Genomic DNA, 23,904 nt, shown 5'->3' on the forward strand with positions numbered 1-23,904 from the left:
CCCCGCACCCATGAGTACGTCCCCGTTGGTCTTCATCACCGGTGCATCGAGCGGCATCGGCCAGGCCCTGGCCGCCCGCTTCCACGAAGCCGGCTACCGGCTGGCTCTTGTGGCACGGCGCACGGCGGAAATCGAAACCTGGGCGAACGCCCGCAATCTCGATCCGGCCAGCTACCAGATCTATAGCGCAGACGTCGCGCAGACCGACAGCATCCTTGCGGCCGGCGCTGCCTGCATCGAGCGCCAGGGCCTGCCCGACGTGGTCATTGCCAATGCCGGCATCAGCGTGGGCATCGACACCACGGAGCGGGACGACATCGACGTGATGGCGCGAACCTTTGCCACCAACAATGTCGGCCTGATGGCCACCTTTCACCCGTTTGTGGCGGCAATGAGGCAGCGCGGCAGCGGCCGGCTGGTCGGCATTGCGAGCGTCGCGGCCATTCGCGGCCTGCCGGGACATGGCGCCTATTGCGCCAGCAAGGCGGGCGTGGTCGCGTACTGCGAGAGCTTGCGCGGCGAGCTGCACAACAGCGGCGTCAAGGTCGTCACCCTCTGCCCCGGCTACATCGACACGCCGCTGACCCAAGGCAACCGGTACGGCATGCCCTTTCTCATGAAGGCGGAAGATTTTGCGGACCAGGCGGTGCGCGCCATCGAGGCCGGCACCAGCTACCGCGTGATTCCCTGGCAAATGGGCGTTATCGCCAAGCTCATGCGCATGCTGCCGAACGCCCTGCTCGACCGCGCCGTGCAAGGCAGGGCCCGCAAGAAGCGCAGCGGCGAAAGCTGAACCGCCCGCGGCCATTGCCGCGGCTGCGCGAGCGGATCCTTCGCGAGCGCCAAAAGAAAAAGGCTCCCGAGGGAGCCTTTTGCCTGTGTGGCTGGAATGCAGGGCTTAGTAGCCGCTGTTTCCGCCGCCGTAGCCGCCGCCGCCACCACCGCCGGAGCGGCCACCGCCGCCGCCACGGGGACCGGCACCGTAGGGGCTGCGGAAACCGCCATCGCCACCACCGCCGCCGCCACCACCACTGCGGCCACCACCACCGCCGTAGCCGCCGCCACCGGAACGGCCACCACCGCCGCTGCGATCGCCGCCACCACCACCGTAGCCGCCACCACCACCGCCGCCGCCGCCGTAGCCACCGCCACCACCGCCGCCATAACCACCACCGCCGCCATAACCACCACCGCCGCCGCCGTAGCCGCCGCCACCGCTGCGCGGGGGACGTGCTTCCATTGGGCGTGCTTCATTGACGACGACGCTGCGGCCGCCCAGGGGCTGGCCGTTCATGCCGTTGATTGCGGCTTGTGCTTCCGCGTCGCTGCCCATCTCGACGAAGCCGAAGCCCTTCGAGCGGCCCGTGTCGCGTTCCATCATGACCTTGGCGCTGGTCACCGAGCCGAATTGTCCGAAAGCCTGTTCGAGATCACCGTCGCGCACCGAGTAAGGCAGGTTGCCGACATACAGTTTGTTGCCCATCAAGGGACTCCTATAAACACATAGCAAGAAAAGCGATGGAGTCCCGAAAGCATCACTCAACCAAGAGCTGTCGAGTCGCGCGAAACTGACCGATCACCGAACTGCCGCCCCGGCAAAATGAAGAGGGAGGCTCGTGCATTATGGGTGAAATACACAAAATGCAAGCAGGAATTTGCTGCTTCCTGTAGGGCCTCCAAAAATTAAAAGAAGCTAGCGCCCGCTTACAAGAACAGCGCCGGAGGGGCCGCAAAGCAGCAGGTAGAATCCGCCCCGTCATTGGGGAGTAGCCGCCTTCCACTGCGAGAAGGGCCCGCGTCAACAGACTTGTCCTGCCCCACACGGGACATGGCGCGTGCAGTGATTCACCTGGCGAGACCTTTGACCGTGCAACTTCGGGAATATGGCCGAAGGTGTTGCACGGTCAATTGCGTCCTTCGGCCCAAGGAACCCCTGCTCTCATGGAAGCTTTTCTCGTTGCAACCGGCGTGGTCGCGCTCGCCGAAATGGGCGACAAGACCCAGTTGCTTGCCCTCCTGCTGGCCGCACGCTTCAGAAAACCCTGGCCGATCGTGCTCGGGATCTTTGTTGCCACAGTCGTCAACCATGCCCTGGCGGGTGCCGTCGGCAACTACATCACCCATTGGCTTGGTCCCGACGTGCTGCGCTGGATTCTGGGCGGCTCGTTTGTCGCCATGGCCGCCTGGATGCTGATTCCGGACAAGCTCGATGCGGAGGACGCGCCCGCCGCCTCGCACTACGGCGTCTTCGGCACCACGCTCATCGCGTTCTTCCTGGCCGAAATGGGCGACAAGACCCAGATCGCCACCGTCATGCTCGCCGCCCGGTTCACCGACGCCTATATCTGGGTGGTCGCGGGCACCACGCTCGGCATGATGCTGGCCAATGCGCCCGTGGTCTGGCTGGGCGACAAGCTGGTGAAGCGGGTGCCGATCACGCTCGTGCACGGCATCTCTGCGGCGATCTTCCTCGTGCTCGGCATCGTGATGATCGTCGGCTGGTAATTCGGCGGAGCGATATACTGCCGGCTGCGCCGATTTGCTTCAGCTTGCGGGCGCTTTATAAATTCAGCTAAAGACAGTCAGTTGGCGAACAACCCGGCTCGTTTTTGGCGAGGCCGGGTTTTTTATTGATGTCGTCAACTTCTTTGGTCGTCTCTGCGCAGTCGATGCAGTTCGCGGGTCCGCTGGCCTTGCGCAGCGGCGCCTCGCTCGGCAGCTACACGCTCGCCTACGAAACCTACGGCACCCTGAATGCCGACCGCAGCAACGCGGTGCTGGTGTGCCATGCGCTCAACGCCTCGCACCATGTTGCTGGCGTCTATGAAGGCCAGGCCAGGTCCGAAGGCTGGTGGGACAACATGGTGGGCCCGGGCAAGCCGGTCGACACCAACCGCTTCTTCGTGATCGGCGTGAACAACCTCGGCTCCTGCTTCGGCTCGACGGGTCCGATGCACACCAACCCCGCCACGGGGCGCATCTACGGCGCCGACTTTCCGGTGGTCACGGTCGAGGACTGGGTCGATGCCCAGGCCGCGCTGCTCGACGCGCTCGGCATCCGCACGCTCGCGGCCGTGATGGGCGGCAGCCTCGGCGGCATGCAGGCGCTGTCATGGACGCTGCAGTACCCCGACCGCGTGCGCCACGCCGTGGTGGTGGCCAGCGCGCCCAATCTCACGGCCGAGAACATCGCCTTCAACGAAGTCGCGCGCCGCGCCATCGTGACCGACCCCGACTTTCACGGCGGCCACTTCTACGAGCACGGCGTCGTTCCCAAGCGGGGCCTGCGCATCGCGCGGATGATCGGCCACATCACCTACCTGAGCGACGACGTCATGAACGAGAAGTTCGGACGCATCCTGCGCAGCGCGGTCGAAGGCGAGCCCGCGGCGCTGGATTACCGCTATTCCACGCAGGAAATCGAGTTCCAGATCGAGAGCTACTTGCGCTACCAGGGGGACAAGTTCAGCGAGTACTTCGACGCCAACACCTACCTTTTGATCACGCGCGCGCTCGACTACTTCGACCCGGCACGCGCGCACAGCGGCAACCTCAGCGCTGCGCTTGCGAAGGCCACCGCCAAGTTTTTGCTCGTGAGCTTCAAGACCGACTGGCGCTTTTCGCCGGCGCGCAGCCGCGAACTGGTGAAGGCGCTGCTCGACAACCGCCGCAACGTGAGCTACGCCGAGATCGACGCGCCGCACGGGCACGATGCGTTCCTGCTCGACGATGTGCGCTACATGGGCGTGGTGCGGTCCTATTTCGAGCGCGTGGCGCTCGAAACCGAGGCCGAAGGGAGTGCAGCCCAATGAGCGATATCCAAACCCAGCGCCTCATCGCCAACTTGGTGCCCGAGGGCGCGCGCGTGCTCGACCTCGGCTGCGGCGACGGCGCCCTGCTCGACCTGCTGCAGCGCGAGCGCGGCTGCACCGGCTACGGCGTGGAAATTGCCGACGGCAACGTGCTGCAGTGCATTCGCCGCGGCGTCGACGTGATCCAGCTGAACCTGGACGAAGGCCTTGCGGTGTTCGACGACGCCACCTTCGACGTAGTGCTGCAGATCGACACGCTGCAGCACCTGCGCAATGCCGAGGTCATGCTGCGAGAAACCGCGCGCGTGGGCCGCATCGGCATCGTCGCGTTTCCCAACTTTGCCCACTGGCCCAACCGCATCAGCATTGCGCGCGGCCGCATGCCTGTGACGCGCCGCCTGCCCTACCAGTGGTACGACACGCCCAATATCCGGGTCGGTACCTTCAAGGACTTCGAGGTGCTGGCGCAAAAGAACAGTCTGCGCGTGCTCGATGCCTTCGGCGTGCAGGAAGGGCGCAGCGTGCGCTGGCTGCCCAACGCGCGCGCGAGCACGGCGGTGTTCAAGTTCGAGCGGGAGCGCTGAGCGCTTCCGCGCCCTGCAAAAGCGAACACGGCCGCCCCATGAGCTTCACGCTCTCGCAACCGGCGCACAGCGAACTGCTGGTCAAGAAGAGCCGCTTCATCGGTTGCGTGCAGCCGGTGGCCGACCGCGCTGCGGCGCTCGCCGTGGTGGCGGCGCTGCGCAATGAACACCCCGCCGCGGCGCATGTCTGCTGGGCGTTGATGGCAGGCGGCCAATCGGCGGCCAACGACGACGGCGAGCCGGGCGGCACCGCCGGACGGCCGATGCTCGAGGTGCTGCGGCACCAGCAGCTCGAAGGCGTGCTCGCCACCGTGGTCCGGTACTTCGGCGGCATCAAGCTGGGCGCGGGCGGGCTCGTGCGGGCCTACACCGATGCCGTCGCGCAGGCCTGCCTCGAAGCGACGCTGGTCCCTCTGGTGCGCCAGCGGCTGCTGCAATGCACCGTGCCCTATGCGCTCGAAGGGCTCGTGCGGCGCGAGATTGCAGCTGTGAGCGGTGCCTCGCTCATGGACGTGCGGCACGGCGATGCGGTGGAATTCGCATTCACGCTGCCCGAGCCCGACGCCAACGCTTTCATCGCCCGCCTCGACGATGCTGCGCAAGGGCGCGCCGTCTGGCCGCCGGCGTAAGCCGCCTCGCGGGCACCGCTGGAGGCGCTGCCATCCCCAGCACGCCGCGCGGCGCGAGCGCCACGGGTGCCTCATCGTCGTCCGGGCCGCGGCGCGCCATCTCGGCGGTAACGATGCCGGTAGGCACCGCCAGCACGCCCCAGCCCACCAGCATCATCACCGAAGCAATGGCGCGGCCGAGATCGGTCTTCGGCACCAGGTCGCCGAAGCCCACCGTGGCCATGGTCGAGATGGCCCAGTAGATCGCCACCGGAATGCTGGTGAAGCCGTGCACCGGGCCCTCCACCACGTACATCAGCGTGCCCATCACCAGCACCACGAGCATCACGAAGCCGACGAACACTGTGATCTTCCGGCGGCTGGCAGCCACGGCGGAGACCAGCGCGCGGTACTCCACCGAGTAGCGCGACAGCTTGAAGATGCGGAACACGCGCAAAAGCCGCAGCACGCGCACATCGATGAGGTAGGCGAGTTCGGGCGCGAACGCCACCAGGTACGTTGGCAGCAGCGCGAGCAGGTCGATCACGCCGTAGAAGCTCAGCGCATAGCGCATCGGCTTGTTCGCGCAGGCGAGCCGCGCAATGTACTCGAGCGTGAAGAGAATGGTGAAGCCCCATTCGAATGCATTGAACAGAGGCCGCCACTGGTCGCGGATCGATTGCACGCTGTCCAGAATGACCACCAGCACGCTGGTCACGATGACGGCGATCAGCGCCAGGTCGAAGAGCAGGCCAGCACGCGTGTCGGCCTCGAAGATCACGGTGAACAAGCGCCGTCGCCAGCCGCTTGCCGGCTTGTCGAAGCGCGCGTCGATGGTCGAGGAGATAGCCAGGGTCCGGGCAGCGGGAGCAGTGTTCGATCGGGTCATCTTGCAAGCCGGGAGGTCACGAAAGGGGGCATTGTCCAACCCGGCGGGGATTTATTCAGTTACGTTTCTTGCGCAATGAAGTGCCGCAGGCCATGGAGTGGTTCTTACGATAGCCCCTTTGTTGAGGAGCTCCCCTTTGGCTACACAGTCCCCATTTTTCGGCAAGCGTGATCGTGACACCGACTCGTTGACCTCCCGCCCCGCGCCGCTGGTGGGCTCGGGTACCAATCTCTCAGGTTCGCCCGTCAATCCTTCTTCCCTCACCGCACAGCAAGGCGGCCTGGCTCCGGCGGCCGCTCCCGCCGCCAAGGAAGGCGGCAGCAAGCTCACCGTCGGCCCCAACATCAAGCTCAAGGGCGTCGAGATCACCGATTGCGACACGCTCGTGGTCGAAGGCCTGGTCGAGGCGACCATGGATTCGCGCCTGATGCAGATCGCCGAGCAGGGCGAATTCAAGGGCTCGGCCGAAATCGACATCGCCGAAATCCGCGGCGTTTTCGACGGCAGCCTCACGGTGCGCGAAAAGCTCGTGATCCATTCGACCGGCAAGGTCACCGGCAAGATCCGCTACGGCAAGATCGTGATCGAAGAAGGCGGCCAGCTTTCGGGCGAAATCAGCTTCGGCGCCAAGCAGTCGCTGCAATCGGCCACCTGATCCATTTCTGACTTTTAGCTGTTACGCCGCCTCTTCGGGTGGCTTCCAGCCCAGGCGCTCCAGCAAGGCACCGGCCGCGGCCGGTGCTTTTTCTTTGGCGCCGTTGATGAAGTAGACGAACACGTCGCGCTTCTTCGGCGCTTCGGCCCATTGCTGCGCGCGTTCGGCCCAGCTGTCGAGTGCCTTCGGCGCATAGCCGGTCTTGAGCTTGGCATCGGCCATCATGAGCCGGGCGTACGCGAAGTCACCCTCGGGCTCTTCGAACGACGGAAACTTGTCGGCGTCGGTGAACACGGTCGACACCTTGTGCTTCTTCGCGAGCGCCCGGTAGGCGGGCGTGATGAAGCTCTCATGCCGCACGTCCATCACGTGGCGCAGCACGCGGCTGCCCTCCTTCTTGGGCAGCAGCTCCAGAAAGGCCTCGAAGTCTTCCGCATCGAACTGCTTGGTGGGCATGAACTGCCACACGATCGGCCCGAGCTTGTCGCCCAACTCGCTCACGCCGCTGTCGATGAAGCGCTTGATCGAGTCTTCCGCAGTGGCCAGCATCTTGCGGTTGGTCGAAAAGCGCGAGGCTTTCATGGAGAACATGAAGTCGTCGGGCACCTCGTCGTGCCACTTGCGAAAGGTCTCGGGCTTGAAGGTGCTGTAGTAGGTGCCGTTGATCTCGATGGCGCTGACCTTGCGGCTCGCATAGCGCAGCTCCTTCGCATGCGCGAGCCCCTTGGGATAGAAGTTGTCCCGCCAGGGCTCGTAGGTCCAGCCGCCGATGCCCACCTTGATATTTGCCTGGGTCCGAGTCGATGTTGCCTTGCTCACATTGCGCTCCGGGTTGAGATCGCCGCACTCTACGCGGGGTCGCGGCGAGGCGCAAAATGCGATTTTTCGTCACCCCCGCGGAGAACCCACCGATGAACGCCCCCCTGCACCGCGAAATGCCCGCCGGAACGCTCGACGCCGAGCGCGCCCTCTCCGATGTCACCGCCCAATGGGACGGCGACATCGTCAGGCAACTCACCGACTACATCGCCATTCCCGCCAAGTCGCCCGGCTTCGACAAGGACTGGTCGGCCAACGGCTACCTGGAAACGGTGCTGCGCAACGCGGCCGCTTGGGTCGAGGCGCAGAAGGTCGAAGGCCTGAAGCTGGAAATCGTGCGACTCGAAGGCCGCACGCCGGTGCTGTTCTTCGAAGTGCCGGCCACCGGCACCGACATGAGCGAGACCGTGCTGATGTACGGCCACCTCGACAAGCAACCCGAATTCACCGGCTGGCGCAACGACCTCGGCCCCTGGACGCCCAAGTACGAGAACGGCCTGCTCTACGGCCGCGGCGGCGCCGACGATGGCTATGCGGTCTACGCGAGCGTGGCGGCGCTGCAGGCGCTCAAGAACCAGGGCGCGGCCCATCCACGCATTGTCGGGATCATCGAGACCTGCGAGGAAAGCGGCTCCTACGATCTGCTGCCGTACGTCGATGCGCTGCGCCCGCGGCTGGGCAATGTGGAACTGGTGATCTGCCTCGACTCCGGCGCCGGCAACTACGACCAGCTGTGGCTCACCACGTCGCTGCGCGGCATGGCCAGCGGCACGCTCAAGGTCGAGGTGCTGACCGAGGGCATTCACTCCGGCGACGCGTCGGGCCTGGTGCCGTCGAGCTTCCGCATCATGCGGCAGGTGCTCGACCGGCTCGAAGACAGCGCCACCGGCCGCCTGCTGCCCGCGAGCTTTCATTGCGAAGTGCCGGCCGACCGCCTGGCGCAGGCCAAGGCCACCGCCGCCATCCTTGGCGAAGAGGTCTACAAGCGCTTTCCGTGGGCGCACTATGACTGCGGCGGCTCGACCATGTTCGCGCTGCCGACCACCACAGATCCGGTGGAAGCACTGCTCAACCGGACCTGGAAACCCACGCTGTCGGTTACCGGCGCCGAAGGCTTTCCGGCGCTGAAGGATGCGGGCAACGTGCTGCGCCCCTACACCGCGTTCAAGCTCTCGCTGCGCCTGCCGCCGTTGGTCGATGCGGCCGAGGCGGTGCAGAAGCTGAAGGCGCTGCTCGAGGACAACGCGCCCTACCAGGCGCGTGTCACCTTCGAAAGCGGCGGCGGCGCCACCGGCTGGAACGCGCCGACGATCACGCCCTGGTTCGAAGACGCGCTCAACAAGGCTTCGCAGGCGCACTTCGGCGCGTCGTGCGGCTATATCGGCCAGGGCGGCACCATTCCGCTGATGAACATGCTGAGCGCCGGTTTTCCCAAGGCGCAGATGATGGTTTGCGGCGTGCTCGGTCCGAAGAGCAACGCGCACGGGCCGAACGAGTTCCTTCATGTGCCCTATGCCAAGAAGCTGACGGCCGCCGTGGCCGAGGTGATCGCGGCCTTGCCGGCTGCGCACCGCACCGCCGCCGCTGAGCCGGCCGCCGCTTGACCGGACCTGCGCCGCAGCACGTTTCACTGCCCACGCCGGACGGCGAAACGCTGGCGCTGCGCCGCCTTCCCGCGGCCGGCGCGGCGCGTGCGGTGGTGGTCCTGGTGCACGGGCTCGGCGAGCACGCCGGGCGCTATGCCGGGCTTGCCGCGCGCCTGCATGAATGGAACTTCGCGGTGTGGGGATACGACCACCACGGCCACGGCGAATCGTCGGGCGCACGCGGCGGTTTGCCGGGCGAGCTGCGGCTGGTCGAAGATCTTGCGCTGGTCATCGACGACGCTCGCCGCGAGAACGCCGGCCTACCGCTGGTGCTGCTGGGCCACAGCCTGGGCGGGCTGGTCGCGGCCAGCCTGGTGTCGCGCGAGGTTCGGCCGGTGGATGGGCTGGTGCTGTCGTCCCCGGGGCTCGATCCCGGCCTGAGCGCTCTACAGAAGGCGCTGCTCGCGGTGCTGCCGCGCATTGCGCCGAACCTGCGTGTCGGCAACGGGCTCGACGACAACTTTCTTTCGCACGACCCGGCCGTCGTGCGGGCCTACCGCGCCGATCCGCTCACGCATGACCGCATCGGCAGCCGGCTGGCGCGTTTTCTCGCGCACGAAGGCGCGGCCATCCAGCAGGCCGCGCCGCATTGGCACGTGCCCACGCTGTTGATGTATGCGGGCGACGATCATCTCGTGAAGCCGGCCGCGAGCCGTGCCTTTGCTGCTGCGGCCGCGGCCGCGGCCGGTGGCATGGTCGAGGCGCATTGCTTCGAGGCCATGTACCACGAGATATTCAACGAGTTGGATGCCGGGCCCGTGTTCGCCGCGCTGCAGCGGTGGCTCGACACGCGCTTTCCGCCCCGCTGAGCGGGGTTCAGGCGTTTGCGGCGGCCTCGCGCCGGCGGGACTTCGCAAGCCACAGCAGCCCGGCGCCCGTGAGCACCACCGGCACCAGCGAACCGTAGTTCAACAGCTGCCAGCCCTGCGTCGTGACCAGCACACCCGAGGCGAACGAGGTCAGTGCCACTGTCGCGAACACGCAGAAGTTGAGCGCGCCCTGCGCCCGGTCTCGTTCTTCCGCGGTGTAGACCGTGAGCGAAAGGGTCGTGCTGCCGGTGAACAGGAAGTTCCAGCCCACGCCCAGCAGGCACAGCGCCACCAGGAAATGCTGAAGCTCCACACCCGACAGCGCGACGGCAATGCAGCCGAAGTTGAGCGCAACCCCCACGCCCATCACCGGCAGCGCACCGAAACGGCGGATCAGGTGGCCGGTGAAGAAGCCGGGCGCGAACATGCCGATCACGTGCCATTCGAGCACCAGTGCGGCATCGGAGAAAGGCAGGCTGCAGATCTGCATCGCAATGGGTGTGGCGGCCATCAGCAGGTTCATCACGCCAAAACCCAACGCACCCGCCGCGGCCGCCACGATGAACACCGGCTGGCGGATGAGCTGCGACAACGTCCTTCCACCCATGGCCTGCTGGCGTGTGAGCGGGGGCGGAAATTCAATGAAGCGCATGAACACCATCGACAGCAGCGCCACCGCCGCCAGCGCAATGTAGGCACCCGCAAACGGCACGGCGAACATTTCGCGCGTGGCCGTGGCGAGGTTGGGCCCCGCCACGGCGCCGATCAGCCCACCGGCCATCACCAGCGACACTGCCTTCTCGCGCCACGCCGGTGCCGCGAGTTCGGCGGCTGCAAAGCGGTAGAGGCCGGCGTTGGCGTTGTAGTAGCCGGCCACCACGGTGGCAAAGCACAGCAGCCAGAAGTTCTTCGAAACCACCGCGAACGCGCACAGCAAGGCCGATCCGAGCCCGACCGCCAAGCCGATCTGGAACGACCCGCGCCGGCCGAAGCGCTGCTGCGTGCGTGCCACCAGCCCGGTGGTCAGCGCACCGCCCACCACATAGCCCATGATCGGCAGCGTGGCCATCCAGCCGCGCGGCGCAATGCTCAGGCCCACCAAGCCGTTGATGGCAATGAACGTGACGTTGTTGGTCAGGAACAAGCCCTGGCAGATGGCAAGCAGCCAGAGATTGCGGTTCATCGGAAGAAGGTGGAAGCAGGTTGCGGCATGAAGGCTGAGGTTCTACGTGATTCGCCCCGGATGCGCCAGCCAAAAAAAAGCGCCCTCGCGGGCGCCTTAGTTCTTGTGAGCAAATTGGCTTACAGCTGCTTGTTCTGCAGCAGGCTGCTTAGCGAACCCAGGAGGTCGTTCGGAGTGTCGAGGCCTTGCTCCGGCACCTTGCCTTGCGGCGTGAGCTGGTCGATGAGGGTGGGCAACATGGCCGCCAGCATGGGCAGCAGCGTTTGCGCATTGATGCCGAGCTTGGAAGCGATGTTGGCGATGGTGTCGCTGCCCAACGCGTCTTGCAGCTGCCCGCCGGAGACCGGCTGGTTTTCTCCCTTGCCGATCCACGAGCCGATCACGTCGCCCATGCCGGCCTGTTCGAACTTGGAGACCAACCCTCCCAGGCCGCCTTGGCCGCCGTTATTGGCTAGCAGGCCGCCCAGCGCGCCGGCCAGGCCGCCGAGATCTCCCAAGCCGCCGATGCCGCCGCCTTGTGGCTGCTGCTGTTGGGCAGCGCCTCCCAGCACTTGGCCGAGTACCGAATCGAGCATTCCCATGGACGTTTCCTTGGTGTGTGACAGAACTGCCGGCATTGTCGCCAGCAAGATGAGCTGCGAGCGAAAGGGGTTGCCCACTTTCGAGCGCGCAGCGTGACAAATTACTTGGTGCGCGCCGCGCGCTTCGGCAGCAATGCGGGGCTGACCCCCTGCACGCCGACCAGGCCGAGCACAGTCACCAGCGAATTCTGCGCGCCTTTCCATGCGTCTGTCACGTCGATCGATTCGCTCAAAGCGTGAAAGCCGGTCGACTTGCCGCCTCCGCCGATGATGATGGCTGGAATGCCGTACGACATCGGCACATTGGCGTCGGTGCTGCCGCCGCGCAGCAGCGTCTTGTGGCCGAAGGCGGTGTTCGAGCGGATGGCCGCTTCCACGATCACCGAATCGGAAGGCGTGCGGCCGCCGGGCCGGTCGCCGATCAGCTTGTTGCTGGCGCTCAGCGTGGACACGTTCCAGCGCTTGTTTTCCTCGGCCACGGCCTCGTCGATGGCCGCAAGGATCTTCTTCTCGGTTTCGAGCAGCGACGCCATGTCGTCCGAGCGAATGTCGATGGCCATGCGCGCATCCGGTGCAATGGTGTTCACCGAGGTGCCGCCGCCCACGGTGCCGACCGTGAAGGTGGTCTTCGGAAAGCTGGGCGTGCGCACTTCTGCGATCTTGGCGATGGCGCGGCCCATGCCGTGGATGGCGCTCGGCACCTGGCCGAATGCGGCAAAACTGTGCCCGCCCGGGCCCTTGAACGTGACTTCATAACGGTGGCTCGCGGTGCCGAGAATCAGCACGTTGCCATCGGGCGAAGGCTCGAGCCCCACCATGCCGTCGATGTCCAGGTTGTCGCGGAAGATCGCCTTCATGCCGCGCAGGTTGCCGAGTTCTTCCTCGCCGACATTGGCAACGAACAGCAGGTCACCGACCGTCTGCACCTTGTTGTCGTTGAGCACCTTGAGCCATGACAGCAGCACCGACAGGCCGCGCGTGTCGTCGGCGATGCCGGGCGCGTGCAGTTTGCCGTCGCGCTCCTTCACCTTCACATCGGTGCCGGCGGGAAACACGGTGTCGAGATGCGCCGAAATGAGCAGCTTGGGGCCGTTGCCGGTGCCTTTGCGCAGGCCGATCACGTTGCCTTCGGCATCGATCTTCGCGTCAGTGAGGCCGAGCGCCTTCATGCGCGCCAGGAAAGCTTCGGCGCGCTTCTGCTCCTTGAAGGGAGGCGCCTCGATCTCGGTCAGCATCTTCAGGTCTTCGATCGAACGGTCGTGGTCGGCCTTGACTGCGTCGAGCAGCTTCTGGATCGAAGGCGCCGCTGTCAGCTGCGTAAAGGCCTTGTCCACCTCAGGAGCGACTTGCGCGGGCGTGGGCGCCACGGCAGTGTTCTGAGCCTGCGCCCCCTGGGCGGCGAAGAGCATGGCCAGCACAAGGGGAGCGAGGGGCGCAAATCGGAGCGCGCGTGGCGAGCGAAGCATGACGTGAAGATCCTTCTCTGGTTGTGATGAATGGGTGAAGCAAGCATTGTTCCGCAACTTGCACCCCGGGCGGGCCGCGCTAGTGACCGGCCAGCGATACCAGCGCAGCGAGGGCCGCGGTTTCCGCGCGCAGCACGCGGGGGCCGAGCGTGACCGGCGCAAAGCCGCACGCGAGCGCCTCTTGCTCTTCAGCGGCACTCAGGCCGCCTTCGGGACCGCTCAGCACCAGCACGCTTCGATCGGCCGGAGCCGACTCAATGGCGTCGGCCAGGCGGCGCGTGCCTTCGGCCAGGCTCAGGATGAGGCGCAGCGCCTCCTTGCCTGCCGCTGCGTCGATCCACGCCGAGGGGCTCGAGAAAGACCGCACCGGATGAATCACCGGCACGCGGTTGCGGCCACATTGCTCGCAGGCCGCAATGGCAATCGCTTCCCAATGCGCCCTCTTCTTCTCGGCACGCTCGCCCGAAAGGCGCAGCACGCCGTGGGCGGTCGCCAGGGGCTGGATGCTTGCGACCCCCAGTTCGGTGGCCTTTTCGACCAGCCAGTCCATGCGTTCGTTGGCCGGCATGCCGACCGCGAGATGCACCGCGCGCGCAGCTTCGCGCTCCGCCGGCGTGTGGACGCCGACCGTGACGGAAACGTCGCTGCGCCCCATGCGCTCGACCGTGGCCGCGTATTCGCCGCCGGAACCGTTGAACAGTGTGAGTGCATCGCCGGGCTGCATCCGCAGCACCTGCACGTGGCGCGCGGCGCCGGGCGGCAGGGCCAGTGTGGCGCCGGCGGCCAGCGGCACCGGGCAATGAAAGCGGGGCATCTAGACCCTGCCGTAGGCAAAGCCGGTGATGGCCGAGTTGCCTTCGATTTCATCGATCACGCGCAGCAGCGGGGTCAGCTCCATGTAGCGGCTGGCTGTGGAGCGGATGTAGGCGATGAAACGCGGCGTGTCCGCCAGGTAGCGCGGTTTGCCGTCGCGCAGCGTCAGGCGGGCGAAGATGCCGGCGACCTTGAGGTGGCGCTGCAGGCCCATCCATTCGACGGAACGATAGAAAGCGCCGAAATCCGCGTCAACCGGCAGCTTGGCCTTGCGGGCGGCTTCCCAGTAGCGGATGGTGACGTCGAGCACGAATTCTTCGTCCCAGCTCAGGAAGGCGTCGCGCATCAGGCTGGCGATGTCGTAGGTGATCGGCCCGTAGACCGCGTCCTGGAAGTCGAGCACGCCCAGGTCGGCAGCCGAGCCGCCGCCGGGCCGCCCCAAGGCGGCGAGCGCCCCCTCGGGGGGCAGCGAGGACACGCCAGTGCCGAGAGTGGGGGCCACATTCACCATCAGGTTGCGCGGCATGAAGTCGCGGTGGACGTAGACACTGGGCGCTGCCAGGTTGCTCTCGACGATGAGCTTGAAGCTGCGCTCGAGCCGCTCCTTGAGCTGGCCTTCGACGGCAATGCCGCGGTGGCGGCCGATGTACCACTCTGGGAAAAGCGCCAGCTCCCGCTCGAGCAACGCCCTGTCATAGGGCGGCAGCACGTCCGGCCTGGAAGCCAGTTGCCAGCGGATCAGCGCGTCGATCGCTTGGTCGTAGAGCGGACGGCTCGCGTCGGGCTTGGCCGGGTCGATCACGTCGAGCATGGTCTGGTGGCCGAGATCGTCGAGCAGCAGAAAGCCGTTGGGCCGGTCCCACTCGAGCACGCGCGGCGCCGTGACGCCGGCTTCGGCCATCAGGCGGGCGATGTGCACGAACGGCTCGCTGTTCTCCTTGTCGGGCGGCGCATCCATCACGATGCGGGTGCCGGCGGCCTCCGCGGTGTCGACACGGAAGTAGCGCCGAAAGCTCGCATCGGCCGACGCGAGGCGCACGGTGCCAGGCAGCAGGCGGTGCGCGCCGGCAATGCCGGCCAGCCAGCCTTCGAACACTGCGGCGCGCTGCGGATCGGCCCAGAGAATGGGGTTGGCAGGGGGTGCGGGCTCTGTGGCCGGGGACGGGGGTGCTGTCATGGATAATCGATTCTACAAATCCGCCTGGCGCGGCAACTCCTGCGGTCCTCCCTGGTCGAACAGAGTTGCCGCCGGCTCCTGCAACCTGCCGGCCTGCCGCGCCGTCCTCCCGACGATCCTTCGTTCCTGACCGATGCCTACGATCCAAAGCTCCCACGTTTGGCACCTTGTGCACTCGCAGCCCTCCTCGGGGAGACTGCGGTCCTTCTCCGGAACGATGCGGCGGGGCGCTTGATGAGCCGACGTGCTGCTGCCTTGCGGCGTTCCGGTCCGCCGCTGCCATTGGCGTTGCTGTCGCTGGCGCTTCTGCACGCGCACGGCGCGTCCGCGCAGCCCGCAGGCGGTCTGGACGGTCCGCTGGTGCTCAAGCGCACGCCGCAACTGACCGAAACACTGCCTCCCGCCGAGCGCAGCCAGCTGCCGAGCCTGATCACCGGCGACCGCCTGTCGGGCCGGCAGGACCTGGAGACCGTGGTCGAAGGCAATGCCACGCTGCGGCGCGGCGAAGTCGCCATCACCGCCGACCGGCTCGAGTACTACCAGCCCGACGACCGTGCCAAGGCGCGCGGCAACGTGCGGGTGAACCAGGCCGGCAACGTATACGAAGGCCCCGAGCTCGAACTCAAGCTCGAGACCTTCGAAGGCTTCTTCAACAATGTGCGCTACAGCTTTCTCGCCACCGGCGGGCACGGCGAGGCGCAGCGCATCGATTTCGTCGACAGCAGCGTGTCGGTGGCCCGAACCGCCACCTACACCACCTGCCGCCGCGAAGACTACCCGGGCTGGATGCCGGCCTGGCTGCTGACCGCGGCCACCATGACCACCGACACCGAGGAAAATGTCGGCGTGGCCACCAATGCGCGGCTGAGCTTCATGGGCATCAGCACGCCGCCGCTGCCGAGCGTGAGCTTTCCGCTGTCGAGCGAGCGCAAGAGCGGCCTGCTGCCGCCCACGATCGGCATCGACAACACCAACGGCATCGAGATCTCGCAGCCGTACTACTGGAACATCGCACCCAACCGCGATGCCACGTTCACGCCCACGCTGATGAGCAAGCGGGGCCTCAACCTGGGCTCGGAATTCCGCTATCTCGAGAAGGGGTACGACGGCAGCATTCGCCTCGACTTCATGGGGAGCGACCGCCTTGTGGGCCAGCGCTACAACGAGTTGCGCGCCAGCCAGCTTCAGCAGCTCGCCAATGGGGAAATCCAGGCCAAGGACCTGACCGCGGCGCCCAACAGCAGCAAGCGCTGGGGCATCTGGGGCACCCATCACCAGGAGTTCAACGCCAAGGCGCTGGGCCTGGATTCGCTGTCGGCCAACATCAACATCAACCGCGTCAGCGACGACGACTACTGGCGCGACTTCACGCGCACGCCCACGCTGGCGCAGCGGCAACTCCCTAACGAAGCGGCGCTCAATTGGGCCAAGGGCGACTGGAGCGGCATCCTGCGCACCACGCGCTACCAGACGCTGCAATACAACCTCTCGCCGATCGTGCCGTCGTACGACCGGATGCCGCAGATCACCGCGAACTACGCCAAGTACGACTGGCACGGCTTCGACGTGGGGCTGAACCTCGACTACACGCGTTTCCGGGTCAACAGCATCCTGAGCGGCCAGCCCGGCTTCGACGTCAACCAGCAGTCGCAGCCCGACGGGGACCGCGCCTTTGCGCAGGCAACCATCAGCCGACCGTTCATCACGCCGAGCTCCTTCGTCATTCCGAAGCTGCAGCTGCACGCGACTTCGTACAACTACTACCTGCCGCAAGCGGACATTCCGAAGCTCACCGTCAACGGGATCACGTATGTCAACGGCGTGCCTTACAACCCGAATTCGCTGTACTTCTTCCCGACGTCGAGCAGCCGAACGGTGCCGACCTTCAGCCTCGACAGTGGCCTGATCTTCGAGCGCGACGCAAGCTACTTCGGCCGTGCCTTCCGCCAGACCCTGGAACCGCGCGCGTACTACGTCTACACGCCGTACCGCAACCAGAGCATGCTGCCGAACTACGATTCGGCCGCCAACGACTTCAGCTTTGCGACGATCTATACCGAGAACGCGTTCTCGGGCAACGACCGCATCTCCGACACCAACACGCTCACGCTCGGCGTGACCTCCCGCCTGATCGACCCCGATACGGGCGTCGAGGCGGCGCGCTTCGGCATTGCGCAGCGGCTGCGCTTCAGCGACCAGAAGGTCACGCTGCCGGGCGGCGTGCCGGTCACCGACCGCGCGAGCGACCTGCTGGTGGGCGGCCAGATCAACTGGACGCCCAAGTGGAGCCTGGACACCGTCGTGCAATACAACCCCGACACGCAAAGGTCCACGCGTTCGGCCATCAGCGCGCGCTACAACCCCGAGCCATACCACAATCTCAGCGCCGCCTTCCGCTACCAGGCGCCCAGCACCCCGACCGCCACCGACGGCAACAAGTCGATCGACGTGGGCTGGCAGTGGCCGCTCAACGACCTGTGGGGCGACAAGGGCAAGGACCTCGGCCCGGGCAAGGGCCAGGGCGGCGGCCGCTGGTATGCGGTGGGCCGGCTCAACTACAGCCTGCAGGACAAGAAACTCACGGACGGCGTGCTCGGCTTCGAGTACGACGGCTGCTGCTGGATCGGCCGCGTGGTGCTGCAGCGCGTGACCACCGGGCAGGTGACGGCCAACACCCGGATCATGTTCCAGCTCGAATTCGTCGGATTTTCTAGCATCGGATCGAGTCCCATGCAGGCACTGCGGCAAAACATCCAGCGCTATCAGCCCCTTCGCGAGCCCACCGAGGCGCCGAGCCGCTTCACCAATTACGACTGAGACGATTGAGCAACGCCATGAAACACATCCGTTCCATCCTTACCCTGAGCTGCCTCGCGGCGCTGGCCGCAACGTCGGGTGCGCAGGGCCTGCGTTCCGGCGGCGGGGGCATCACGGACATCATGCGGGCGGGGCCGCGCCTTGCGCCTCCGGTGCCGCGCAGTGCCCCTTCCACGGCGGCGCCCGTGCAGCGCTCGGCCGAGTACATCGTCGCGCTGGTCAATTCCGAGCCCATCACCAATACCGAGGTGCAAACGCGCGTCACGCGCCTCGTTCGCGAAAACCCCGAGGCCGAGCGCGTGCCCCGCGCTGAACTCACGCGCCTCGTGCTCGACCGCCTGATCTCCGAGCGCGCTCAGCTCCAGTTGGCGAAGGAAAACGGCATCAAGGTGGACGATCTGGCGATCGACCAGGCTGAACAGACCGTGGCACGCCAGAACGAACTCAGCGTTGAAGAGTTGCGTCGCCGCGTGGCGGCTGAAGGCATTACGGCGCGCCAGTTCCGCAACGACCTGCGCGACCAGTTGCTGCTCACACGCCTGCGCGACCGGGAAGTCGAGTCGAAGGTCAAGATCAGCGATGCCGAGGCCGACGAATACCTGCGCGACCAGCGCAATTCGCCCACCAAGGCCGCGGCCCTGCAGAACATCAATCTCGCGCAGCTGCTCGTCGCCGTGCCCGAGAACGCCACCGATGCGCAAGTCGCCACCCTGCAGCAGAAGGCCCAGGGTCTTGCGCAGCGCGCCCGGTCAGGCGAAGACTTTGCCAAGCTGGTGCAGGAAAACTCCGATTCGCCCGACCGCGCCAACGGCGGCGCCATCGGCATGCGCAGTGCCGACCGCTATCCGACCCTGTTCGTCGAAGCGACCCAGTCGACGCAGGTCAACGGCATTGCCGGCCCCATCCGATCGGGTGCGGGCTTTCATGTGCTGAAGGTGCTGGCCAAGGCCCAGTTGGGTGCCATGGATGCAACCGTTACACAAACCCAGGTGCGCCACATCCTGCTGCTCAACGACCCCAAGCGCACGACCGCGCAAGCGGTGGCGCAGCTGGCCGAATTCAAGCGCCGCTTGCAAGCCGGCACGGCCGACTTCGCCGGCCTGGCGCGCGACAACTCGCAAGACGCCAGCGCAAAGGAAGGCGGCGATCTCGGCTGGTCGCGCCCGGGCCAGTTCGTGCCCGAGTTCGAAGAAGCCATGGACCGGCTCGCACCGGGCCAGATCAGCGATCCCGTGGTGTCGCGCTTTGGCGTCCACCTGATCCAGGTGGTCGGCCGCCGCGAATCCAAGCTCACGCAGGCCGAGCAGCGCGAAGCCGCACGGGCCGTGCTGCGCGAGCAGCGGGTCGAGGAAGCCTTCACCACCTGGGTGCAGGAAGTGCGCGCGCGCGCCTACGTCGAATACCGCGAGACGCCCCAGTCCTGATGGCACATATCGCCAGGAAGCGGTTCGGGCAGCATTTCCTGTCCGACGGCGGCATCATCGATGCGATCGTGCACGAGATCGCACCGCAGCCCGGCGATGCCATGGTCGAGATCGGGCCGGGGCTCGCGGCGCTCACGCAGCCGCTGGTCGAACGGCTGGGGCGCCTGACGGTGGTCGAGCTCGACCGGGACCTGGCCAAGCGCCTGCGGGACCATCCGCAGCTCGACGTCATCGAATCCGATGTTCTCAAGGTCGATTTCGCCGAACTGGCCACCCGGTTCCCGACGCCGCTGCGCGTGGTCGGCAACCTGCCCTACAACATCTCAACTCCGATCCTGTTTCATCTGCTGAGCTTCGCGCACCTGATTGCCGACCAGCATTTCATGCTGCAGAAGGAAGTGATCGACCGCATGGTCGCCAAGCCCGCCACGTCTGACTACAGCCGCCTGAGCGTGATGCTGCAGTGGCGCTATGAGATGGAAAACGTGCTATTCGTGCCGCCGGAGAGCTTCGATCCGCCGCCGCGTGTCGACAGCGCCGTGGTGCGGATGGTGCCGCTGGCGCAGCCGCCGGCTGTCGACGCCGCCCGGCTTGGTGAGATCGTGCAGGTCGCCTTCAGCCAGCGCCGCAAGATCATGCGGCATACCCTGGGCCGGTGGCTCGAAGAGCACGGCTTTGCGGGCGAATTCGACGCCCAGAGACGGGCCGAGGAAGTGCCGGTGGCCGAATACGTGGCCTTGGCGCAGGCGGTGCCTCCCGAGCCCAAATAAAAAAGCCCGTCGAGACGGGCTTTTTTCTTGCGCCTGGGGCGAGAGCTTTAAGCCGCCGCCAGCCAGTACCCCGCATTGAAGGGGCTGCTCATGCGCAATGCGAGCGGCGAAACGTCGACCAGTTTATCGGTCGGCATTTTTTCGCCTTCCGGCTCCGTGCCGGTTGCCGCGGCAGCTGTGCCGCCGTTGATTTCGATGCCATCGAGTGCTGCGCCGTTCGGCTGAGCCTCGTTCGCCCGTTCTGCTTGGCTGGTGTGTGCAGAACGGGCTACAGAAAAGAATAGAAGCACCGGAACGGGACCTTCCGGTCTCCCCAGTAGTCGGAGGCGTCGCGGAAGATGTCGAGCAGCTGCTCGCGCGCTTCCTTGTCGAACTTGGCGTTGGCCGGGATCTGTTCGAGCACGATGACGAAACCGGGCTGCGGGCCCGATTTATGCAACGGGTCGGTCATGCAGTCGTACAGCGCGTCGAAATTCTTGCCGAAGTGCGCCGGAAAGGTGAACTGCTGCGCGATGAGGTCGAGAACGTCCTGCTTGGTCTGGGCATTGCCCAGGTTGGCGTACAGGAAGTGCTGGCCTGCTGCGTTGGCGGCTTCCTGCAGGTCGTTCACGCGGAACGCACGAATCGATTGCACGATGTTCGGGCGTACGGCACGAAGGGATAAGGTCATCTCCGCTGGTCTTTCCATAGTCATCATCATTTCTTCGGGGCGCTTGGGGGCGCCGCTCAAGTCGTTGTCATCGCTCATGGTGCAATCCGTCTGAAACTCGCGTAGTGGTCTGCCGTGTACCAGCAGGCCTCGGGTGTGGTGCGCTGTTCACCGCCGCAGACAATGCGCCGTGCACCGCGATCGCGCGAGCCGGGTGTTGCCACCGTGTACTCGCGGTAGTGACCGCGCCGCGCGGGCGGCAAAAGACGCTCGCGATTGCCAAATACAGTGCCGTCCTTTTCGTATCGGAAGGGGCCGCCACTCAGGATGGCTTCGTAGGTTCGCTGGCCCTGAACCGGCAATTCGGACAGTGCGATCGATTCCTGGGCGGGCTTTCCGGTGCCGAACCACTCGCGGCGGGCCTCGGCCCCCGTCGCCAACGCCGCCAGCACAAAGCCGGTGAGCGCAAACTTAGTGACAGAGGACGTGATCGAGGCGTAAGCCGCCATGGGGCACCACAAGAAAAGAGCGGGGGGTTCCGAATTGGCGGATAAACCTTGGGGTTAACCCGCAAATTCAAGCCCGCGAGTGTGCACCACGCTGGCGAAAATAGCAAGCGACTGCCCAAAGTTTGAGCAGTGCGAAGGGGCGGAGAGTGGCTGATTAAGTGGGCAGCCACTCTCGCCAGATGGCCTATCGCTCCGCGTTTGCGTCAGCGACTGTCAAGGCTGTCATGTTCACGATGCGCCGAACAGTTGCGCTGGCCGTGAGAATATGCACAGGTTTGGCGGCACCGAGCAGCACCGGGCCGATGGCGATATTTCCGCCTGCCGCGGTCTTGAGCAGGTTGTAAGAAATATTGGCTGCATCGATGTTCGGAAAAACCAACAGATTGGCGTCGCCCGCGAGCGCGCTGTGCGGCATGACGACCGCGCGCTGCTTGCTGTCGAGCGCCACGTCGCCGTGCATTTCGCCGTCCACTTCCAGCCAGGGCGCCTGCACGCGCAGCAAGTCGAGCGTCTTGCGCATCTTGACCGCGCTGGGCTCGTTGCTGGTGCCAAAGTTGGAATGCGACAACAACGCGGCCTTGGGCTTGAGGCCGAAGCGCATCATTTCCTCGGCCGCCATGGTCGTGATTTCGGCCAGCTCCTCGGGCGAGGGGTCATAGTTGACGTGGGTGTCGACCAGGAACACCTGGCGGTCGGGCAGCAGCAGGCCATTCATGCAGGCGTACACCGGCACGTCCTGCGGGGTGCTTTCGCAGCCGCCCGGGCGCTTGCCGATCACCTGGTCGATGTAGTGCAGGTGGATCAGCGTGGTGCCCCAGGTGCCGCAGATCATGCCGTCGACCTCGTCCTTGTGCAGCAGCATGGCGCCGATCAGCGTCAGGCGGCGGCGCATCTCGATCTTGGCGGTTTGCACCGTCTGGCCCTTGCGCTCCGTCATGCGGTGGTAGGTCTGCCAGAAGTCGCGGTAGCGATGGTCCTGCTCGACGTTGACGATGTCGTAGTCGAGCTCTTCCTTGAGGCGCAGGCCGAACTTCTCGATGCGCTGCGCAATGATGGCCGGGCGGCCGATCAGCGTGGGGCGCGCAATGCCTTCGTCCACCACGATCTGCGCGGCACGCAGGACGCGCTCTTCCTCGCCCTCGCAGTACGCCACGCGCTTCTTCTGCGCCCGCTTGGCGGCGTCGAAGATCGGCTTCATGGTGGTGCCAGACGCATACACGAAGCTCTGCAGGCGGTCGCGGTAGGCGTCCATGTCCTTGATGGGACGCGTGGCCACGCCGCTTTCCGCCGCGGCCTTGGCCACCGCCGGAGCGATCTTCATCATCAAACGCGGATCGAACGGCTTCGGAATGAGGTATTCAGGGCCGAAAGACAGCTTTTCGCCGACGTAGGCGGCAGCCACGCGCTCGCTCTGCTCGGCTTGCGCCAGGTCGGCAATGGCGTGCACAGCCGCAATTTCCATCTCGTCGGTGATCGTGGTGGCGCCCGAGTCGAGCGCGCCGCGGAAGATGTACGGGAAGCACAGGACGTTGTTGACCTGGTTCGGGTAATCGGTGCGGCCCGTGGCCATGATCACGTCGGGGCGCACCGCGTGGGCGTCTTCGGGTGAAATTTCGGGGTTCGGGTTGGCCAGCGCAAAGATCACCGGGCGGGGCGCCATCTTGGCCACCATGGCGGGCTTGAGCACGCCGCCTGCCGACAGGCCCAGGAACACGTCGGCACCTTCGATCACCTCGGCCAGCGTGCGCGCCGTGGTTTCCTGCATGTACTGGCGCTTGTCGTCGTCCATGAGCTCTTCGCGGCCTTCGTAGACCACGCCGGCCAAGTCGGTCACGAACACGTTCTCGCGCTTCAGGCCCACCTTGAGCAGCAGGTTCAGGCAGGCCAGCGCCGCGGCGCCTGCGCCGGAGGTGACCAGCTTGACCTGGGTGATGTCCTTGCCCGCCACTTTCAGGCCGTTGAGCATGGCCGCCGCCACCGTGATGGCCGTGCCGTGCTGGTCGTCGTGGAACACCGGGATCTTCATGCGCTTGCGCAGTTCGCGCTCGACGTAGAAGCAGTCAGGGGCCTTGATGTCTTCCAGGTTGATGGCGCCGAAGGTCGGCTCCAGCGCAGCGATCACCTCGACCAGCTTGGCCGGGTCTTTCTCGTCGATCTCGATGTCGAACACGTCGACCCCGGCGAACTTCTTGAAAAGCACGCCCTTGCCTTCCATCACCGGCTTGGCGGCCAGCGGGCCGATGTCGCCCAGGCCGAGCACGGCGGTGCCGTTGGTGATTACCGCCACCAGGTTGCCGCGTGCCGTGTACTTGAAAGCGTTGGCCGGGTCCTTGACGATTTCCTCGCAGGGCGCGGCCACGCCGGGTGAATAGGCCAGCGACAGGTCGCGCTGGTTCACCATCTGCTTGGTCGCGGCGATGGCAATCTTGCCCGGCACCGGAAGCTCGTGGTACTCGAGGGCGGCGCGCCGCAACTCGGCGCGCTTGTCTTCGGGCGTAGGGGTCGATGAGTTCGTCGAATCGGACATGTGCCGTTGCTCCTGGTGGCGCTTCTTCTGGGGGCGCCGATTGTAGACCTCGGCCCATGACGCCATAGGCCGCATGGCGAGCCACAAGGCATGCCGAAAGCATCACGGCCTGTCAAGGCGATGTGGCAATATGCGCAGTCTGTAAAAAAATTCGACGAGGAGCGGC

General features: G+C 65.8%; 22 protein-coding genes and 1 riboswitch. Of the genes, 11 read left to right on the plus strand and 11 right to left on the minus strand.

What is annotated here, in order from left to right; all coding sequences use genetic code 11:
• Positions 1 to 10 precede the first annotated feature (10 nt).
• A complete protein-coding gene (locus tag V9L21_RS04810; protein WP_337309616.1) occupies positions 11 to 793 on the plus strand; it encodes an SDR family oxidoreductase in 783 nt (260 codons plus the stop codon).
• Between the two features lie 105 nt (positions 794 to 898).
• Here V9L21_RS04810 and V9L21_RS04815 read toward each other — a convergent pair whose 3' ends face one another.
• The gene (locus tag V9L21_RS04815) at positions 899 to 1,483 is read right to left on the minus strand and encodes an RNA recognition motif domain-containing protein (protein WP_337309618.1); all 585 of its coding nucleotides are present in this window, start codon (positions 1,481 to 1,483) and stop codon (positions 899 to 901) included.
• A 266-nt stretch (positions 1,484 to 1,749) separates the two neighbouring features.
• Positions 1,750 to 1,932: riboswitch (yybP-ykoY riboswitch) on the plus strand.
• 9 nt (positions 1,933 to 1,941) lie between these two features.
• Between V9L21_RS04815 and V9L21_RS04820 the strand changes: the two genes are divergently transcribed.
• The 4 genes from V9L21_RS04820 to V9L21_RS04835 all read left to right on the plus strand — a co-directional run bounded on the left by V9L21_RS04820 (position 1,942) and on the right by V9L21_RS04835 (position 5,025).
• A complete protein-coding gene (locus tag V9L21_RS04820; protein WP_337309620.1) occupies positions 1,942 to 2,505 on the plus strand; it encodes a TMEM165/GDT1 family protein in 564 nt (187 codons plus the stop codon).
• Between the two features lie 128 nt (positions 2,506 to 2,633).
• Positions 2,634 to 3,812 carry a homoserine O-succinyltransferase MetX gene (gene metX / locus V9L21_RS04825; RefSeq protein ID WP_337309622.1) on the plus strand — a complete coding sequence of 393 codons (1,179 nt, stop codon included), beginning with the start codon at positions 2,634 to 2,636 and terminating at the stop codon, positions 3,810 to 3,812.
• The gene (metW, locus tag V9L21_RS04830; protein ID WP_337309624.1) at positions 3,809 to 4,396 is read left to right on the plus strand and encodes a methionine biosynthesis protein MetW; all 588 of its coding nucleotides are present in this window, start codon (positions 3,809 to 3,811) and stop codon (positions 4,394 to 4,396) included. The genes metX and metW overlap by 4 nt, the downstream gene beginning before the upstream one ends.
• A gap of 38 nt (positions 4,397 to 4,434) precedes the next feature.
• On the plus strand, positions 4,435 to 5,025 hold the full coding sequence (locus V9L21_RS04835; protein ID WP_337309626.1) for an IMPACT family protein: 591 nt from the start codon (positions 4,435 to 4,437) through the stop codon (positions 5,023 to 5,025).
• Here the strand turns inward: V9L21_RS04835 and V9L21_RS04840 are convergent.
• Positions 4,970 to 5,893, minus strand: a complete 924-nt coding sequence (locus V9L21_RS04840; RefSeq protein ID WP_337309628.1) for an ion transporter — start codon at positions 5,891 to 5,893, stop codon at positions 4,970 to 4,972. The two genes, V9L21_RS04835 and V9L21_RS04840, sit on opposite strands and share 56 nt — an antisense overlap.
• Before the next feature lie 136 nt (positions 5,894 to 6,029).
• Between V9L21_RS04840 and V9L21_RS04845 the strand changes: the two genes are divergently transcribed.
• Positions 6,030 to 6,548: a bactofilin family protein gene (locus tag V9L21_RS04845; RefSeq protein ID WP_337309630.1), complete on the plus strand. Its 519-nt coding sequence runs from the start codon at positions 6,030 to 6,032 to the stop codon at positions 6,546 to 6,548.
• Between the two features lie 21 nt (positions 6,549 to 6,569).
• Here the strand turns inward: V9L21_RS04845 and V9L21_RS04850 are convergent, their stop codons facing one another.
• On the minus strand, positions 6,570 to 7,367 hold the full coding sequence (locus V9L21_RS04850) for a DUF72 domain-containing protein (RefSeq protein ID WP_337309632.1): 798 nt from the start codon (positions 7,365 to 7,367) through the stop codon (positions 6,570 to 6,572).
• A 92-nt stretch (positions 7,368 to 7,459) separates the two neighbouring features.
• Here V9L21_RS04850 and V9L21_RS04855 point away from each other — a divergent pair, with 92 nt between their 5' ends.
• Both V9L21_RS04855 and V9L21_RS04860 read left to right on the plus strand, forming a co-directional pair.
• Positions 7,460 to 8,971, plus strand: coding sequence for a M20 family metallopeptidase (locus tag V9L21_RS04855; RefSeq protein ID WP_337309634.1), 1,512 nt, complete (start codon positions 7,460 to 7,462; stop codon positions 8,969 to 8,971).
• On the plus strand, positions 8,968 to 9,822 hold the full coding sequence (locus tag V9L21_RS04860) for an alpha/beta hydrolase (protein WP_337309636.1): 855 nt from the start codon (positions 8,968 to 8,970) through the stop codon (positions 9,820 to 9,822). The genes V9L21_RS04855 and V9L21_RS04860 overlap by 4 nt, the downstream gene beginning before the upstream one ends.
• Positions 9,823 to 9,829: 7 nt before the next feature.
• On the opposite strand, the gene V9L21_RS04865 is transcribed toward V9L21_RS04860, so the two are convergent.
• From V9L21_RS04865 to V9L21_RS04885, 5 genes are all read right to left on the minus strand, one after another.
• Positions 9,830 to 11,005, minus strand: coding sequence for an MFS transporter (locus V9L21_RS04865; RefSeq protein WP_337309638.1), 1,176 nt, complete (start codon positions 11,003 to 11,005; stop codon positions 9,830 to 9,832).
• A 119-nt stretch (positions 11,006 to 11,124) separates the two neighbouring features.
• Positions 11,125 to 11,586: a YidB family protein gene (locus tag V9L21_RS04870; protein ID WP_337309640.1), complete on the minus strand. Its 462-nt coding sequence runs from the start codon at positions 11,584 to 11,586 to the stop codon at positions 11,125 to 11,127.
• Between the two features lie 101 nt (positions 11,587 to 11,687).
• On the minus strand, positions 11,688 to 13,052 hold the full coding sequence (locus V9L21_RS04875) for a M20/M25/M40 family metallo-hydrolase (protein WP_337309642.1): 1,365 nt from the start codon (positions 13,050 to 13,052) through the stop codon (positions 11,688 to 11,690).
• Between the two features lie 79 nt (positions 13,053 to 13,131).
• Entirely contained in the window at positions 13,132 to 13,866 is a 735-nt protein-coding gene (locus V9L21_RS04880; protein ID WP_337309644.1) for a 16S rRNA (uracil(1498)-N(3))-methyltransferase, read from the minus strand.
• Positions 13,867 to 15,042 (minus strand): aminoglycoside phosphotransferase family protein, encoded by a 1,176-nt coding sequence (locus V9L21_RS04885; RefSeq protein ID WP_337309646.1) that lies wholly within the window; start codon positions 15,040 to 15,042, stop codon positions 13,867 to 13,869.
• Positions 15,043 to 15,276: 234 nt separating this feature from the next.
• Between V9L21_RS04885 and V9L21_RS04890 the strand changes: the two genes are divergently transcribed.
• From V9L21_RS04890 to rsmA, 3 genes are read left to right on the plus strand one after another with little or no spacing between them, the layout of a single operon-like run.
• Entirely contained in the window at positions 15,277 to 17,859 is a 2,583-nt protein-coding gene (locus tag V9L21_RS04890; RefSeq protein ID WP_337309648.1) for an LPS-assembly protein LptD, read from the plus strand.
• Between the two features lie 17 nt (positions 17,860 to 17,876).
• Positions 17,877 to 19,283, plus strand: coding sequence for a peptidylprolyl isomerase (locus tag V9L21_RS04895; RefSeq protein ID WP_337309650.1), 1,407 nt, complete (start codon positions 17,877 to 17,879; stop codon positions 19,281 to 19,283).
• On the plus strand, positions 19,283 to 20,053 hold the full coding sequence (rsmA, locus tag V9L21_RS04900; RefSeq protein WP_337309652.1) for a 16S rRNA (adenine(1518)-N(6)/adenine(1519)-N(6))-dimethyltransferase RsmA: 771 nt from the start codon (positions 19,283 to 19,285) through the stop codon (positions 20,051 to 20,053). Before V9L21_RS04895 ends, rsmA begins: the two co-directional genes overlap by 1 nt.
• 268 nt (positions 20,054 to 20,321) lie before the next feature.
• Here rsmA and V9L21_RS04905 read toward each other — a convergent pair whose 3' ends face one another.
• From V9L21_RS04905 to V9L21_RS04915, 3 genes are all read right to left on the minus strand, one after another.
• On the minus strand, positions 20,322 to 20,747 hold the full coding sequence (locus tag V9L21_RS04905; RefSeq protein ID WP_086012221.1) for a barstar family protein: 426 nt from the start codon (positions 20,745 to 20,747) through the stop codon (positions 20,322 to 20,324).
• A 50-nt stretch (positions 20,748 to 20,797) separates the two neighbouring features.
• Positions 20,798 to 21,211, minus strand: a complete 414-nt coding sequence (locus V9L21_RS04910; RefSeq protein WP_337297294.1) for a ribonuclease domain-containing protein — start codon at positions 21,209 to 21,211, stop codon at positions 20,798 to 20,800.
• Between the two features lie 184 nt (positions 21,212 to 21,395).
• The gene (locus V9L21_RS04915) at positions 21,396 to 23,738 is read right to left on the minus strand and encodes an NADP-dependent malic enzyme (protein ID WP_337309654.1); all 2,343 of its coding nucleotides are present in this window, start codon (positions 23,736 to 23,738) and stop codon (positions 21,396 to 21,398) included.
• Positions 23,739 to 23,904 lie beyond the last annotated feature (166 nt).

The sequence above is a fragment of the Variovorax sp. CCNWLW235 genome, from assembly GCF_037204085.1.
Taxonomy (GTDB): Bacteria; Pseudomonadota; Gammaproteobacteria; order Burkholderiales; family Burkholderiaceae_C; genus Variovorax.

Coding starts and splice junctions, on each gene's coding strand:
- V9L21_RS04820 (WP_337309620.1), top strand. CDS start 1,942: ATGGAAGCTTTTCTCGTTGCAACCGGCGTGGTCGCGCTCGCCGAAATG.
- metW (WP_337309624.1), top strand. CDS start 3,809: ATGAGCGATATCCAAACCCAGCGCCTCATCGCCAACTTGGTGCCCGAG.
- metX (WP_337309622.1), top strand. CDS start 2,634: ATGTCGTCAACTTCTTTGGTCGTCTCTGCGCAGTCGATGCAGTTCGCG.
- V9L21_RS04880 (WP_337309644.1), bottom strand. CDS start 13,866: ATGCCCCGCTTTCATTGCCCGGTGCCGCTGGCCGCCGGCGCCACACTG.
- V9L21_RS04885 (WP_337309646.1), bottom strand. CDS start 15,042: ATGACAGCACCCCCGTCCCCGGCCACAGAGCCCGCACCCCCTGCCAAC.
- V9L21_RS04840 (WP_337309628.1), bottom strand. CDS start 5,893: ATGACCCGATCGAACACTGCTCCCGCTGCCCGGACCCTGGCTATCTCC.
- V9L21_RS04855 (WP_337309634.1), top strand. CDS start 7,460: ATGAACGCCCCCCTGCACCGCGAAATGCCCGCCGGAACGCTCGACGCC.
- V9L21_RS04810 (WP_337309616.1), top strand. CDS start 11: ATGAGTACGTCCCCGTTGGTCTTCATCACCGGTGCATCGAGCGGCATC.
- V9L21_RS04905 (WP_086012221.1), bottom strand. CDS start 20,747: ATGACTATGGAAAGACCAGCGGAGATGACCTTATCCCTTCGTGCCGTA.
- V9L21_RS04875 (WP_337309642.1), bottom strand. CDS start 13,052: ATGCTTCGCTCGCCACGCGCGCTCCGATTTGCGCCCCTCGCTCCCCTT.
- rsmA (WP_337309652.1), top strand. CDS start 19,283: ATGGCACATATCGCCAGGAAGCGGTTCGGGCAGCATTTCCTGTCCGAC.
- V9L21_RS04890 (WP_337309648.1), top strand. CDS start 15,277: ATGAGCCGACGTGCTGCTGCCTTGCGGCGTTCCGGTCCGCCGCTGCCA.
- V9L21_RS04815 (WP_337309618.1), bottom strand. CDS start 1,483: ATGGGCAACAAACTGTATGTCGGCAACCTGCCTTACTCGGTGCGCGAC.
- V9L21_RS04870 (WP_337309640.1), bottom strand. CDS start 11,586: ATGGGAATGCTCGATTCGGTACTCGGCCAAGTGCTGGGAGGCGCTGCC.
- V9L21_RS04910 (WP_337297294.1), bottom strand. CDS start 21,211: ATGGCGGCTTACGCCTCGATCACGTCCTCTGTCACTAAGTTTGCGCTC.
- V9L21_RS04915 (WP_337309654.1), bottom strand. CDS start 23,738: ATGTCCGATTCGACGAACTCATCGACCCCTACGCCCGAAGACAAGCGC.
- V9L21_RS04835 (WP_337309626.1), top strand. CDS start 4,435: ATGAGCTTCACGCTCTCGCAACCGGCGCACAGCGAACTGCTGGTCAAG.
- V9L21_RS04865 (WP_337309638.1), bottom strand. CDS start 11,005: ATGAACCGCAATCTCTGGCTGCTTGCCATCTGCCAGGGCTTGTTCCTG.
- V9L21_RS04895 (WP_337309650.1), top strand. CDS start 17,877: ATGAAACACATCCGTTCCATCCTTACCCTGAGCTGCCTCGCGGCGCTG.